The sequence below is a fragment of the Marinicauda sp. Alg238-R41 genome (assembly GCF_947331485.1).
GTDB lineage: Bacteria > Pseudomonadota > Alphaproteobacteria > Caulobacterales > Maricaulaceae > Marinicauda > Marinicauda pacifica.
Window position 1 is genome coordinate 291184 of record NZ_CAMZOJ010000002.1, and the last position, 14802, is coordinate 305985.

14 protein-coding genes are annotated in these 14802 nt (G+C 65.2%); all 14 read left to right on the forward strand.

What is annotated here, in order from left to right; translation table 11 throughout:
• The 14 genes from murG to PGP17_RS09945 all read left to right on the forward strand — a co-directional run bounded on the left by murG (position 1) and on the right by PGP17_RS09945 (position 14621).
• Positions 1 to 1089, forward strand: coding sequence for an undecaprenyldiphospho-muramoylpentapeptide beta-N-acetylglucosaminyltransferase (gene murG, locus PGP17_RS09880; protein ID WP_270375199.1), 1089 nt, complete (start codon positions 1 to 3; stop codon positions 1087 to 1089).
• A gap of 4 nt (positions 1090 to 1093) precedes the next feature.
• Positions 1094 to 2503, forward strand: coding sequence for a UDP-N-acetylmuramate--L-alanine ligase (murC, locus tag PGP17_RS09885; protein WP_135944181.1), 1410 nt, complete (start codon positions 1094 to 1096; stop codon positions 2501 to 2503).
• Entirely contained in the window at positions 2500 to 3429 is a 930-nt protein-coding gene (gene murB, locus PGP17_RS09890) for a UDP-N-acetylmuramate dehydrogenase (RefSeq protein ID WP_135944180.1), read from the forward strand. Before murC ends, murB begins: the two co-directional genes overlap by 4 nt.
• Entirely contained in the window at positions 3426 to 4340 is a 915-nt protein-coding gene (locus tag PGP17_RS09895) for a D-alanine--D-alanine ligase (protein ID WP_135944179.1), read from the forward strand. The genes murB and PGP17_RS09895 overlap by 4 nt, the downstream gene beginning before the upstream one ends.
• Positions 4328 to 5245: a cell division protein FtsQ/DivIB gene (locus PGP17_RS09900; protein WP_270375200.1), complete on the forward strand. Its 918-nt coding sequence runs from the start codon at positions 4328 to 4330 to the stop codon at positions 5243 to 5245. Before PGP17_RS09895 ends, PGP17_RS09900 begins: the two co-directional genes overlap by 13 nt.
• A gap of 5 nt (positions 5246 to 5250) precedes the next feature.
• Positions 5251 to 6579, forward strand: a complete 1329-nt coding sequence (gene ftsA, locus PGP17_RS09905; protein ID WP_135944177.1) for a cell division protein FtsA — start codon at positions 5251 to 5253, stop codon at positions 6577 to 6579.
• Between the two features lie 157 nt (positions 6580 to 6736).
• A complete protein-coding gene (ftsZ, locus tag PGP17_RS09910) occupies positions 6737 to 8395 on the forward strand; it encodes a cell division protein FtsZ (protein ID WP_270375201.1) in 1659 nt (552 codons plus the stop codon).
• Between the two features lie 213 nt (positions 8396 to 8608).
• On the forward strand, positions 8609 to 9019 hold the full coding sequence (locus tag PGP17_RS09915) for a DUF2141 domain-containing protein (RefSeq protein WP_270375202.1): 411 nt from the start codon (positions 8609 to 8611) through the stop codon (positions 9017 to 9019).
• Positions 9020 to 9078: 59 nt separating this feature from the next.
• Positions 9079 to 9723 (forward strand): hypothetical protein, encoded by a 645-nt coding sequence (locus tag PGP17_RS09920; RefSeq protein WP_270375203.1) that lies wholly within the window; start codon positions 9079 to 9081, stop codon positions 9721 to 9723.
• Positions 9723 to 10034, forward strand: coding sequence for a winged helix-turn-helix domain-containing protein (locus PGP17_RS09925; RefSeq protein ID WP_233342051.1), 312 nt, complete (start codon positions 9723 to 9725; stop codon positions 10032 to 10034). Before PGP17_RS09920 ends, PGP17_RS09925 begins: the two co-directional genes overlap by 1 nt.
• A 163-nt stretch (positions 10035 to 10197) precedes the next feature.
• Entirely contained in the window at positions 10198 to 11097 is a 900-nt protein-coding gene (lpxC, locus tag PGP17_RS09930; RefSeq protein WP_135944173.1) for a UDP-3-O-acyl-N-acetylglucosamine deacetylase, read from the forward strand.
• 119 nt (positions 11098 to 11216) lie between these two features.
• Positions 11217 to 12050, forward strand: a complete 834-nt coding sequence (locus PGP17_RS09935) for an outer membrane protein assembly factor BamD (RefSeq protein ID WP_135944172.1) — start codon at positions 11217 to 11219, stop codon at positions 12048 to 12050.
• Between the two features lie 30 nt (positions 12051 to 12080).
• Entirely contained in the window at positions 12081 to 13862 is a 1782-nt protein-coding gene (locus PGP17_RS09940; RefSeq protein ID WP_270375204.1) for a DNA repair protein RecN, read from the forward strand.
• Between the two features lie 402 nt (positions 13863 to 14264).
• A complete protein-coding gene (locus tag PGP17_RS09945) occupies positions 14265 to 14621 on the forward strand; it encodes a GIY-YIG nuclease family protein (RefSeq protein WP_270375205.1) in 357 nt (118 codons plus the stop codon).
• The last annotated feature ends 181 nt before the right edge of the window (positions 14622 to 14802 follow it).

Consider the following 14802-nt stretch of genomic DNA (forward strand, 5'->3'; position numbering starts at 1 on the left):
ATGACGAAGCGCTGCCTTATCGCCGCAGGCGGCACGGGCGGACACATGTTTCCCGCTCGTGCGTGTGCCGAAACCCTGATCGAGCGTGGATGGGAGGTGGCGCTGATCACCGATGCGCGCGGGCACGCGCATGCCGGTGATTTCCCGGGGGGGCGCATACACCAGATCTCGGCCTCCAGCCCGTTTGTCAAAAACCCGGTGAAGCTTGCCAAGGCATTGATCAAGCTCTGGTCGGGTGTCGGACAGGCCAGCCGGCTGATGGCGGACTTCGAGCCGGACGTGATTGCCGGTTTCGGCGGTTATCCGGCCTTTCCCGCCCTGGCAGCGGCGCGTCTGAGGGGTGTTCCCTACATCATCCACGAACAGAACGCCGTACTCGGGCGGGTCAACCGGTTGTTTGCCGGGGGCGCCGAGGCGGTCGCATCCGGTTTCGAACGCCTCGACCGGATCAACCGGCGCGTCACCCATGTGGTGACCGGCAACCCGGTGCGGACACCGATCCGGGCCGCGCGCAATCAGGCCTACCAGGCGCCCGGAGCGGACGGTCCTGTCCGGGTTCTTGTGATCGGGGGGAGTCTGGGTGCCCGAGTGTTGTCGGAAACGGTGCCCGCAGCGATCGCCCGTCTTCCAGACTCGCTGCGCGAGCGTCTGGAAATCGTCCAGCAGACGCGCGCGGAATCCATCGAGACCGCGCGCGCCGCATACAGGGCGGCCGGCGTGGACGCGGTTTGCGAAGCCTTCTTTGACAATATGCACGAGCAGTACCGCCGGGCACACCTCGTAATCGCGCGGGCTGGAGCCTCCTCCGTGGCCGAGATTGCGGTCGTGGGGCGTCCGGCCCTGTTCGTGCCGCTGGCCATCGCGATGGATGATCACCAGAGCGCGAACGCAGAGGCCCTGGTGGACGCCGGTGCAGCGGAAGTCGTGCGCGAGCGCGACCTGACTGTCGAGGCGCTGTCGACGCGCCTTGAAAGCCTGCTGGGCGACGGGGAAGCTCTTGGCCGGATGGCCGCGAAAGCCCATAGCCTGGGCAAGCCCGACGCCCATTCTACGCTCGCCGACCTTATTCAAACTGCCTCCAGGACGTAATTTCATGGCCCCTGTCGATCTTGCCGCCTCCGTCGGTCCGGTTCACTTCGTCGGTATTGGCGGGATCGGGATGAGCGGGATTGCCGAAGTGATGCTCAATCTGGGCTACGAGGTCACGGGATCGGACATCAAGGACAGTGCCAATGTCGAGCGCCTCCGCGCGAAGGGCGCAACCGTGCACATCGGCCATGTGGCCGAGAACGTGGACGGAGCCGGCGCACTGGTCGTGTCGAGCGCAGTCAAGCGCGACAATCCCGAGCTCGCCGCGGCGCGCGCCCGCAGAATTCCGGTCGTGCGCCGGGCCGAAATGCTGGCGGAGCTGATGCGTTTGAAATACGCCGTCGCGGTGGGTGGAACGCACGGCAAGACCACGACGACATCGCTGATCGCCGCGCTCATGGACGGGGCGGGTTTCGATCCGACCGTGATCAACGGTGGTATAATTTCGGCTTATGGTTCGAACGCCAAGATGGGCGAAGGCGACTGGATGGTCGTTGAGGCCGATGAAAGTGACGGGTCCTTCCTCAAGCTTCGCGGCTCAGTTGCCCTGATCACCAATATCGATCCCGAACATATGGAGCACTATGGGAGCTTCGACGTGTTGCGTGCCGCGTTCGCACAATTTGTCGAGAACCTGCCGTTCTACGGGTTTGCCGCGCTGTGCACTGACCATCCAGAAGTCCAGGCGCTGGCGGCGCGCATCGAGGACCGGCGCGTCATCACTTACGGGTTCAATCCCCAGGCCGAGGTCCGCGCGGTCAACCTGCGCACCAGCCCGGCCGGTTCGACCTTCGATCTCGTCTTTCAGCCGGTTGGCGGTGAGCGCGAGGTCTGGTCAGATTTCACCCTGCCCATGATGGGTGAGCACAATGTCCAGAACGCAGCGGGCGCGCTCGCCGTTGTTGCCTCCCTAGGAGGGAGCGAACCGGCGCTCAAGTCGGCTCTGGCAAAATTTGGCGGCGTGAAACGGCGCTTCACAGTGACCGGTGAGGCCAAGGGCGTCGTGATCGTCGACGATTACGGGCATCACCCGGTGGAGATCAGCGCGGTCCTAAAGGCTGCGCGTCAACGTGCCGCCGAGGGACGTGTGATCGCCGTCTGCCAGCCCCATCGCTACTCACGCCTGAAAGACCTGTTTGAGGATTTCTGTACCTGCTTCAACGATGCAGATTCCGTTCTGGTTACTCCAGTCTACGCCGCCGGAGAGGATCCGATCGAAGGTGCAGACCGCGAGGCCCTGGTCGCCGGCCTGCACGCGCACGGGCATCGCGATGCCGCGCCTACCGATCGCGATCGCTTGCCCGAGGATCTGGTAACCCGGGTGCGAGAAGGCGATCTCATTGTCTGCCTCGGGGCGGGAGACATCACCGCGTGGGCAGCCGAATTGCCATCGCGTCTGGAGGCGGTTCTGTGAGCGAAACCGGCCTGATCGACCGTCTGCCTCGCGTTCGCGGCAAGCTGATCGAGAATGCGGCGCTGAAGGATATTACCTGGTTGAGAGTGGGCGGACCGGCGCGCGTCCTGTTCATTCCTGCCGACGAAGCCGATCTGGCGCGATTTCTGGCCGAGACGCCGCGTGACATCGAGGTCAACGTGCTGGGCGCGGGGTCCAACACGCTCGCGCGCGATGGCGGAGTGGATGGTGTCGTGGTTCGTCTGGGGCCCGCCTTTGCCCGAACAGAGCCGCTTGAGGGCGCGCGCTTGCGTGCCGGCGCCGGCGCCCTCGACAAGACGGTAGCCAAGGCGGCGGCGAAGGCCGGGATAGGCGGCCTAGAATTCTACGTGGGTGTACCGGGTACGATTGGCGGCGCGCTGCGAATGAATGCGGGTTGCTACGGGACCGAGACCCAGGACCGCCTGATCGAGGCGGTCGCGCTGGATCGTCGGGGACGACGCATCGTCGCCTCGCGTGAAGAGCTGGGCTACGGCTACCGTCACAGCGACGCCCCGCAGGACTGGATTTTCGTCGAAGCGCTCTATCAGGGCGAGGTGGATGATTCCGACGCCGTCACGAGGCGCATGAACGATATTACCGCACGGCGCGAGGAGACCCAGCCCATCCGCGAGAAGACATCCGGGTCGACGTTCAAGAACCCCGATCCGGCTCTGTCGGAGGGGCGTTCCGCCTGGCAACTCGTCGATCTCGTGGGCGGGCGCGGCCGGCGCGTGGGCGGAGCGCGGTTCTCGGAGCTGCATGCCAACTTCCTGATCAATGACGGGAGTGCCACGGCGGAAGACCTCGAAACACTGGTCGAAGGTGTGCGCGCGGATATCAAGGCACTGACGGGCGTGGACATGGAATGGGAAGTCAAGCGCCTCGGAGAAAGGGCGGGTCGATGACCAAGCGCATCGCAGTTCTAAAGGGCGGTTTGTCGGCCGAGCGGGATGTCTCGCTGGTTTCCGGTGCCAAGTGCGCGGAGGCCCTGCGCATAAAGGGCTATGACGTGGTCGAGATCGATGTCGGCCACGATGTCTACGATCAGCTCAAGGCGGCCGATCCCGATGTTGTCTTCAATGCCTTGCACGGCGAATTCGGCGAAGACGGGCGTATTCAGGGACTACTGGATTACTTCGGTAAACCCTACACGCATTCAGGAGTGACCGCGTCGGCGCTGGCGATGGACAAGGAGTTGACCAAGGCAGTGCTTCGAACACACGGTTTGCATTGCCCTGAAGGGGTGATCGCGAACCGGTTTGACGCTGCGAAAACACATTTGCTCAAACCCCCTTACGTCGCCAAGCCGAACGACCGCGGATCTTCGGTAGGCGTGCTTATTGTGCGCGAAGGCGCAAACCGTCCGCCGGCCGAACTGGCGTCCGATACCTGGCCGTATGGCGATGAGGTTCTCATCGAGACCTATGTGCCGGGGCGCGAACTGACCGTTGCGGTCATGGACGGGCGCGCGCTGGGCATTACCGAGATCATCCCGAAGACAGCCTTCTACGATTACGAAGCCAAATACTCGGCGGGTGGCTCCGTCCACGAGATTCCCGCGCAGGTGCCGGAGGCGATTGCCCAGGAGGCGCGCGAGGCCGCGCTCATCGCACATAAAGAGCTTGGGTGCCGGGGCCTCACGCGCAGTGATTTTCGCTGGGATGAAGCTGGAGATGGCCGTCTATGGTTACTCGAAATTAATACCCAACCCGGCATGACTCCGACATCCCTGGCCCCCGAGCAGGCGGCCTGGTCCGGGATCGGCTTCCCCGATCTCGTGGCCTGGATGGCGGAGGATGCGTCGTGCCCAAGGTAGGACGCGCCGGAACGGCTCGATCGGCAAAACCCAGAAAGCCGGCCGCGTCGCGGCGCAAGGCAAAAGCGGTTTCACCACGCGGTGCGAAGCTGTCCAACTGGATGGCGGCGCGGCTGCGTGCAGCGCGTTATCGCGCCGGCTATGCGTTGCGCCTGGCCGTACTGGGCGTGGGCGGTCTCTGCGTCCTGTCTCTGGCTGGTCTGATGGCGCTGGGGCGCATGGACGAGATCGGTGCGGCGCTCAACGAGGGGCTGGATGCGCGTCTGGCCCGATCCGGATTTGCGGTCCGGGCGGTTGATGTCACGGGCGCTTCGCGTCTGGATGGTGCCGCCATCGCAGAGGCGATGGGCGTCGACCCAGGCCACAGCCTTCTGGCCATCGATCCGGCTGCAGCGCGCGCGCGGATCGAGGCGATGAGCTGGGTGGAAGAGGCCCAGGTGGCGCGGCTCTGGCCAGACCGGGTCCACGTAATCTTGAAGGAACGCGAGCCGTTCGCGGTGTGGCAGCACAACGGTGCCCATCATGTGATCGATCGCTCCGGCACGGTCATCGCAGCGGCGGAAGCCACCCAGTATGGCGCGCTGCCCCGCGTGGTCGGCGAAGGCGCCAATGCCGAAGCCGCGCCTCTTCTCGACCTGCTGGCACGTCAGGAGGCCATCGACGCGCTGGTGACGCACGCGGTGCGCGTTGGCGAGAGGCGCTGGAATTTGCGCCTTCTGGCCGGCGGCGACATCCTCCTGCCGGAGGGCGACCCGGCGTCGGCGCTGGCGTTGATTGCGACCCTGCACGACGAACGCGGCGTGCTGAACCTTGATGCCCAGGCGTTTGATTTGAGAACTCAAGGCGAGCTGGTGATCCGGGCCTGGCCGGATCGCGCAGCTGCTGCGCGTGGACGGGGAGCGTGATCGCGATGGGCGTGTTTGATCAGGTGGGGGCTGGCAAGGAGAGCGATGCCGGGGGCGCGCCCAAGCCTGGCTTTTTTGCCGCGCTTGAAGTCGGAACGTCGAAGACAGTCTGTTTCATCGTGAAGAGCGAAGCCACGCTTGCCGGTTCGCGTCTGCGCGTGGTTGGCGTCGGCCACCATTCCAGCCGCGGCGTGCGAGGCGGCACGATCGTGGACATGGATGCCGCCGAGCAGTCGATCCGTACGTCGGTCGAGAACGCGGAGCGCATGGCCGGGCACGCCGTGAGCGAGGTCACGCTAGTCACCGCCGCGGGCGGGCTGGGCTCGCGCCGATTTGGCGTCGATGCGCCGCTCTCCGGGCGCGAGGTTGCCGATCGGGACCTGCGCCGCGCACTGCGCGAGGGCTTGCAGACCTATTTCGAGCCGGGCCGTGTGATGCTCCATGCCATCCCGCTGGGCTGGCGGGTCGATAATCATCGCGGAGTACGCGATCCGCGCGGCATGTTCGGCAGGGAGCTCGGCGTCGATCTTCACATCGTCACCGCCGCGGTGGAGCCGCTGCGCAATCTGACCACCTGTGTGGAGCGCTGCCGTCTGTCGATCGCGGGGATTGTCGCCACGCCCTACGCGTCCGGGCTCGCCACACTCGTCGAGGACGAGCTTCTGCTGGGAGCCATGGTGATCGACATGGGTTCGAACACGACCAGTGTCGGCGTTTTCAACGAGGGCTCGCTGATTCACGTCGATGGCGTTCCGATCGGCGGGGCGCATGTCACCAGCGATATCGCGCGTGGCCTGTCCACGCCCATGAGTGCGGCAGAGCGCATCAAGGTGCTTTATGGCTCCGCACTGGACAGCCCGGACGACGATCAGGTGATGATCGAAACGCCGCCAGTGGCCGGAGATGCGGATTCCACGATGGTCCAGCAGCCGCGCGCGCTTCTGAACTCGATTATCCGGCCTCGCCTGGAAGAGGTCTTCGAACTCATTCGCGACAGGCTTGATTCGGCAGGCGTATCGAAGGCCGCCGGACGCCGGCTGGTCCTGACGGGAGGCGCAGCGCAGTTGCCTGGTGCGGCCGAACTGGCGGGGCGAATTCTGTCCAAACAGGTCCGTCTGGGTAAACCCAGCGGCCTTGCAGGGCTAGGCGATGCAGTTTCCGGTCCCGCGTTTTCAGCGTGCGCGGGCGTGATCGTACGCCGCTCGCGTGGCACGGCCGAAGCGATTTCGGGCCCACCCCCGCTCAATGCGGCCGGCGAACGCCGCCTGCGCCATTCGGCGGGCGGGGAGCGCGGCCCAAAAGCGATCCTGCGCTGGTTTGCAGAGAGCTTCTGACCGAAGTGTTACGCTTTTATCAGGATGTTCCTGTAGTGTTCTGGGTTTCGCCACTTCGGCGCCATGTTTGTTTAACTCTCGATTAAACAAGCAGATTCACATTGGTCACGAAACGAGCTGTTAAGCTTGACCGTTGGTCAATGGAGCACCCCCGCAAATGTCGCTCAACCTGTCTGCGCCCGAGCCGACCGAACTGAAACCGCGAATCCTCGTCTTCGGGGTTGGCGGTGCAGGCGGTAACGCCGTCAACAACATGATCGATGCCAATCTGGAAGGGGTCGATTTCGTCGTCGCCAACACAGATGCGCAGGCGCTTTCGCGTTCGCGCACCGACCGGCGCATCCAGATGGGCGGACAGATCACCGAAGGACTGGGTGCGGGGGCACGTCCTGAGGTCGGTGAGCAGTCAGCCGAAGACTCCATCGGTGACATTCTCGAGCACCTGTCAGGCGCTCACATGGTCTTCATCACGGCCGGTATGGGCGGCGGGACGGGCACCGGCGGGGCGCCGGTCATTGCCCGCGCGGCGCGCGAACAAGGCATCCTGACCGTCGGCGTCGTGACCAAGCCCTTCCACTTCGAAGGCACCCGCCGCATGCGTCTGGCCGAAGCCGGCATCGAGCGCCTGCAGCAGCATGTCGACACGCTGATCATCATTCCCAATCAGAACCTGTTCCGGATCGCGACCGAGAAGACGACCTTCGCCGAAGCGTTCTCGATGGCTGACCAGGTTCTGCATTCCGGCGTTCGCGGCATCACCGACCTGATGGTCATGCCCGGCCTGATCAATCTCGACTTCGCCGACGTCCGCACGGTGATGAACGAGATGGGCAAGGCGATGATGGGGACAGGCGAAGCGTCCGGCGAGAAGCGCGCCATTGAGGCCGCGCATGCCGCCATCGCCAACCCGCTACTGGACGATGTGTCGATGAAGGGCGCCAAGGGCGTGCTCATCAACATCACCGGTGGCATGGACATGACGCTGTACGAAGTCGACGAGGCGGCGAACGAGATCCGCGATGAAGTCGACCCGGACGCAAACATCATTGTCGGTTCGACCTTTGACGAGAGCCTGGAAGGCACGATTCGTGTTTCGGTCGTGGCCACCGGCATCGATCAGGAGACGATCGCACAGCCCGATCCGCGCCGCCAGCAGTCGGGCGGCAACGTCGTCAACGCTTGGAAATCACGGGAATCCCGGCCTCAGCGCCAATCCGAGCCGCTGGTTCGGCGCGCTGCCGACGCCGTGGCCGTGAACGAAAGCCCGGTAGAACGCGGCAACGTGGAAGTCGAGCGGACGTCAGCCCGGTCGATCGATCCGGTGGAAGCGGTGGAACAGCGTACCGTGTCCGCAATGGATCATGTGGTCAGCGAGCCCGACAGCTTCACCATGCGCGAAGAGGCCAAGCCTGAAGTCGTGCGTAGCCGCGAGCGCCTGGAGCAGGCCGCGAGCGAGATGCGCCGCCCGGCGGAAACCAACCACTATGAGTCCGCGCCCCAGCACCACCAGGCGCGCGAGTCAGCCCCTACCGCTCCGGCCCAGCCGGCTGAAGAGAAGCCCCGCCTTGGCCTGTCCATTTTCGGACGCCGCGCCAAGCCGAAGCAGACGCCTCCCGCGCCCCAGGCCCGGATCGCGCCCCAGCGGCCCGAGGCTCCGCGCCCGGCTTCTCCCCCGCAGCAATCCTCCCCCTCGCACGGGTATCAGACTGCCCAGCCGCGGTCCCAGAACCGGGACGGAACGGGTGACCTTTTCGGTGCGGAAATCGATGAGAGCGAGCTGGAAATCCCCGCATTCCTGCGCCGCCAGGCGAACTGAGCCGCACCACCACGATTTGAATGAAATCGAGAGCCCCGCGCCGAAAGGCGCGGGGTTTTCGCGTTCAGGCACTGGAGATTCCGCGATCGAAGCCGGATTCGGTAATCGAGTTGACATCGATAGTAAGTTTAAAATACAAACTTGTTGTCGATGAAGCGTCATCGATCTTGAGTCCCGAGCGCTTCGAGCGCCGAGCAAAAGAGGAGAAACGAGATGAAAGCCATTCTGACCGCAACTGCCGCCAGCCTTGCCTTCACTGCGACGGCTTACGGCGCGCCCCTGACCATCGAGGTCAACGGCGTTCAGGGCGATGGCCCGCTCTATGTCTCGGTCCAGACCGAGGAGCAATTCATGCAGGACGAGGGCGTGGAAGGCAGCATTGTCCAGTCCCCGGAGCCGGGGACGCATTCCTTTACCTACGATCTGCCGGAAGGCCAGTACGCCGTTTCTGTCTGGCACGATGACGGCAACGGGACATTCGACCGCGCAGAAAGCGGCTGGCCGCTCGATGGCTGGGCAATGTCCGGCGAACTCGGAGATGGCCCGCCAAGCTTTGAAGACGTCGCGGTGGACCTGAGGGGACAGGGCGCCGACGTCTCACTGGATGTCCACTACCCGCAATAAGCTGTTATGACTGGTGGGCTTCGGCCCACCGGTTGCTTTCACCATCCAGGAGGATGCCCGTGACAGAAGACACCAGAACCCAGGCCCAGGCCGATCTCGCCTTCGTGCGCGCCATGACGGAGCGCGCCTCGCGGGCCCCCTTGCTTGGCGGCCGTTTCCTGCTGCTGTGGGGCGGCTTGCTCACCCTTACCTATCTTGCTCATTTCACGATCCTTTCGGAGCTTGCAGGCGTGCCGGTCTGGGCCATCAGCATCATCTGGCCGGCCTTTGGCGTGCTGGGATTTGCCGGCACGGTGATTCTGTCGCGCGGCATGGAGCGCAAGCCCGGCGTCGCGTCCATCGGCAATGTGGTCGAGCGCGAAATCTGGAAGGGCGCGGGCCTCGGGATTTTCATCTTCGTGGCGGGCGTCGTGGTCGCCGTCACGGCCCTGGGACGCAACATGATCCTGTTCGACCTTATCGCGGCCGTGGCCCTGGCCCTTTACGGGGCGGCCTTTCTGGCAACATCGGCGGCCTCCGGACTGACCTGGATGCGCATTCCTGCCTGGGCATCCTTTGCCTTCGCCGCGTGCGTTCCTTTGCTTGCGGGCACGGCGGTGCTCTACCTCGCCCTCAGCGCCGTGATCCTGCTTGTCGCGGTGCTCCCCGGGCTTCGCCTTCTCCTGAACGAGCCGGAGTATCTCGAGCAAGAGGATCCCAGCTAGTGGAGGGGCTGCGTCCCGATGCGCTGGAGGAGGTGATCCACGGTCGTATCCGTCTGGGGATCATGGCCTATTTGTCCCAGCAATCGTCTGCCAGTTTTGCCGAACTGGCCAAGGCGCTGGAGACCACAAACGGGAATCTCTCCATCCATCTGAAGAAGCTGGAGGCCGCCGGCTACGTGGGAATCGACAAGCAATTCGTCGACTCAAAGCCCCTGACGACGGTCCGGATGACGCCGGAAGGCCGGGAGGCCTGGCAGCGCTATCTCGATGCGCTCGCCATCCTGTTCCAGAACGCTGGCCCGAAACGGTGAACCGGGGGGCGGCCGGCGCCCGTCCCGTTTCGTAACATGGTGCAACATTCCTTTAATTGCGAAGCGTAGCGCGATCATTAGGTTGCGTGATTAAATGAGGGGCAAATACCAGTTCGGATCGCCTAAAAGGGTCCGGATTTCAAAATGATAGAGATTTAAGTTCATGATTGAACGGACCACGCTTGCCTCCGCCGCAGTCTGCGCCGGGATTGGCCTTCACACCGGCGCACGCGTTCGCATGGCGATGCGCCCGGCCAAGCCGGGCACCGGCATCGTCTTCGAGCGGTCCGATCTCGATCTCGACAATACCCTCATCGAAGCGCGATACGACCGTGTCCGTTCGACCGATCTCGGGACCACGCTGGTCAATGATGACGGTGCATCGATTGCGACGGTCGAGCATTTGATGGCGGCCCTGGCCGGCCTCGGCATCGACGATCTTCACATCGAACTGGACGGCCCGGAAGTTCCGGCCATGGACGGTTCGTCGGCCCCGTTCGTGGATCTGGCCCTGCGTGCAGGACTGGCCAATCATCCCCTGCCGCGCCGGGCGATTCAGGTGCTCAAGCCGGTCAGCGTGACCGATGGCGGACGCGAGGCGGCCTTCCTGCCGTCCTTGCAGCAAAGCATTGATGTCGAAATCGATTTTCCCGATCCGGCAATCGGGCGTCAGCGTTTTGCCTTCGAGGTCACGCCCGATGCGTTCGGGACGCTGGTCGCTCCGGCGCGCACATTCGGCTTCCGCCGCGAATACGAGATGCTGCTGAAGGCCGGACTGGCGCGCGGCGGCTCCATGGACAATGCGATCGTGCTCGAGGACGGCAAGGTCGCCAATCCCGGCGGCCTTCGCTTTGCCGACGAGTTCGTGCGCCACAAGGCGCTCGATGCGCTGGGCGACCTGTACCTTGCCGGTGCGCCCATTCTCGGCCTCTACAAGGCGACCCGTCCCGGCCATGGAATCAATGCCTTGGCCGTCCGCACCCTGCTGGCCGACACCACAGCGTGGAAATGGGTGTCGATGCGCGACATTGCCGCGCGTAGCGACCGGATCGCGCAAACCTGACGCGGTGCTTTTGCCGGGCGTCGGGATCGGGTAGAAGACATTTCAGTTGATGCGAAACGCTTGAAAACCGGTAGTGTGCGCCGGTCGTTCGCCTTGCGTGCCCGAAGAGGACTGAATTGATGACGCTCGCCGTCCGCGCCGGATTATTCACCGCCATTCTCATGCTGGCCTCGGCCTGCGGCAGCACGTCCGAACCCGAGCTTGAATATGTCGAGCAACCGGTCGAGATGCTCTACAATGAAGGCTTCGAACATCTCGAGCGGCGCGACTACAACCGCGCGGCGGCCTATTTCGACGAGGTCGAGCGCCAGCACCCCTTCTCCGAGTGGGCGCGCCGCTCCATGCTCATGGCCGCCTTCGCCAATTATCAGGCGAACAAGTATGAAGAAGCGATCTCCGACGCGGAGCGCTTCATCGCCCTGCACCCCGGGAACGCCAGCGCGCCTTATGCCTATTATCTGATCGCGCTATCCCACTACGAGCGTATCTTCGATGTGGGCCGCGACCAGTCGACCACCCGCAATGCGCTCGACTCCCTGCAGCAGGTGGTGCGCCGCTATCCGGACTCTCCCTACGCCATGGATGCGCGCGTCAAGATCGACATGACCCGCGACCACCTCGCCGGTAAAGAAATGAGCGTGGGCCGCTGGTATATGCGAAGCGGGTACTATCTCGCTGCGATAAACCGCTATCAGAACGTGCTTCGCGACTACCCCACGACAAGCCATGTTCCCGAGGCGCTCCACCGCCTGGTGGAGAGCTATGTCGCCCTGGGGGTGGATACCGAAGCGCGCCAGGTCGCCGCTGTCCTCGGGTATAACTATCCCGGTTCGGACTGGTATCAGAACAGCTACGACCTGCTGACCTCGCGCGGCATTGCCATCGAGGGTGAAGGCCTCGAGGAACAGGATCCGAGCCTCATCCGGCGGGCCATGGACCGGATCTTCGGCTAGACGCTTTTTCCAGGAGCTGCCCGTCGGGCGATGCTGATCTCGCTGTCCATTCGCGACATTGTCCTGATCGACAGGCTGGACCTGCAGTTCGACGCGGGGCTGTCCGCGCTGACCGGCGAGACCGGGGCCGGCAAGTCCATCCTGCTGGGGGCGCTGGGTCTCGCCTGCGGTGACCGGGCCGACCGGGCGATGGTCCGCAGCGGCGCCGAGCAGGGCGGGGCGACGGCGGTTTTCGAGATCGCCGCCGACCATCCCGCCCTGGCGCTGCTGGACGAGGCGGGCATCGCGGCGGAACCGGGCGAGCCGGTCATCCTGCGCCGGGTTGTGACCGCCGACGGACGATCTCGTGCGCATGTGAACGATCAGGCGGCCAGCGTCGGCCTTCTTCGCAGCCTGGGCGACGTGCTGGTCGAAATTCACGGCCAGCATGACGGGCGCGGCCTGCTCGACCCCAAGACCCATCGCGGCCTGCTCGACGAGTTTGCCCGCAACGATGCCGAACGGCGCAAGGTCGCCTCCGCCTGGACCGGGCTGGCCGAAGCGCGTGACCGCGTCGACAGCCTGCGCGAGACCCGCGACCGGGCGGCGAGCGAAGAGGACTTCCTGCGCCTGGCGGTGGAAGAGCTGGACGAGCTCGATCCGCGCGAGGGCGAAGAGGTGACGCTCGCAAGCGAACGAAAATTCCTCCAGCAAGCCGAGGCCGCCCTGTCCGAGTTGCAGAGCGCATCGGACATCCTGTCCGGCGGCGAGGGCATGGCCGGGCGGCTGAACGGCGCGCTGCGCGGTCTGGAGCGGGTCCGCGACACGCTGGGCCGAAACGAAGATGAGGCCGCCGCAGACGAGGTGGGCGCAGACGAGGCGGGCGGGCAGGACGATGGCGAGGACCGCGATGGGGCCGGCAATGCCCTGACCGCCTCCGCGACGGCGCGCTCGGCGCTCGACCGGGCCGCATCGGCGCTCGATCGCGCGCTCATCGAATTCAACGAGGCCGAGGATGCGTTGTCCGACGCCGGTGCGGCCTTCCTGGTCGAGCCGGGCCGGCTGGAAAGTGTCGAGGAACGCCTGTTTGCCCTGCGCGCCGCGGCCCGCAAGCATTCGGTCGCGGTCGAGCTCTTGCCGGGCCTGCGCACGCGCCTGGCCGAGCGGCTCGACACGATCGAGCACGCCGACGACCGGCTGAAGGAGGCCGAGGCCGCGCTCAAGGCTGCCGAGGCCGATTACGGCGAGGCCGCGCGCGCGCTCAGCGCCACGCGCATCAAGGCCGGGGCCGCGCTGAGCGAGGCGGTGATGGCCGAGCTCGGCCCGCTGAAACTGGACAAGGCGAAATTCCGCGTCGCGGTCGAGGCGCGCGAGGACCGGCCCGGCGCGAAGGGCTGGGACAGCGTCGCCTTCGAGGTCTCCACCAATCCCGGCGCACCCTTCGGCCCGCTCGACAAGATCGCCTCGGGAGGCGAGCTGTCGCGTTTCGCACTGGCGCTCAAAGTCTGCCTGGCCGGTCAGCAGGACGGTCTGGTCATGGTGTTCGACGAGGTGGACCAGGGCGTGGGCGGCGCGGTCGCCGACGCGGTCGGCACACGCCTGTCGCGCCTGGCCGAACAGGGCCAGGCCCTGGTGGTCACCCACTCGCCGCAGGTCGCCGCGCGCGCGGCCCACCACTGGAAGATCGAGAAGAGCGAAGACGGCGACACGGTGCGCACACGCGTGCGCGCGCTCGAGGCCGGCGAACGGCGCGAGGAAATCGCCCGCATGCTCTCCGGCGCCCAGGTCACCGAAGCGGCCAGAGCCGCCGCCGACCAGCTGATGGCGAGCTGAGGGGTTTAGGCCGGGGAGGCCGTCCTCCGACCCTTCGAGGCCCGGCTTCGCCGGGCACCTCAGGGTGAGGGGGGGGTGACATCGGGTGATTATCTAAATTCTGTCAAGAGCTTAAAACCAATCCACTCCCCTCATGCTGAGGTGCGAGCAGAGCGAGCCTCGAAGCATCGGATGGCAGGTGCGGTTCGTTGCTCATGGGTGCACGTCATCCGACCCTTCGAGGCCCGGCTTTCAGCCGGGCACCTCAGGGTGAGGGGGATGGACGACATCAAGTGTGGGCTCCAGATCGAATGGCTTCAGGCCGAAGCCATATTGCCGAACCCGCCCGCCTCCCTCATGCTGAGGTGGCCGCGCAGCGGCCCTCGAAGCATCGGAGGGCAGGCGCCGCATGGGATGGCGGCCATGACACCGAGCACCGTAATTGCGTGGGTGTATATCCTGAGATGCGCGGACGGGAGCTTCTATGCCGGATCGCATCGCGGTCCCGATCTTGCGCGCCGCATCGTCCAGCATGACGCCGGTGAGGGCGGCGCCTATACACGCCGCCGCTTGCCGGTCGAACTGGTCTGGTCGCATTGGTTCGGGCGCATCGCAGACGCAGTCGCTGCCGAGCGCCAGATCAAGGGCTGGACGCGGGCCAAGAAGGACGCGCTGATCCGCGGCGACGTTGATCTGATACAGGCGCTGTCCCGGCGGCGCGGCGGGCGGGCGTCCTCCGACCCTTCGAGGCCCGGCAAAGAGCCGGGCACCTCAGGGTGAGGGGGATGGGCGACATCAGATCATGGTACTAGAATAAGACGTTCTTCCCAGCCTCTTCCCTCATGCTGAGGTGCGAGCGCAGCGAGCCTCGAAGCATCGGAGGGCGAGTGCCTGCGCTCTCCGGCTCCCCAAGCCTCCGCTTCGCGCCGCCGGGATTTCAGCGCGTGGGGTCCGTCGGCAA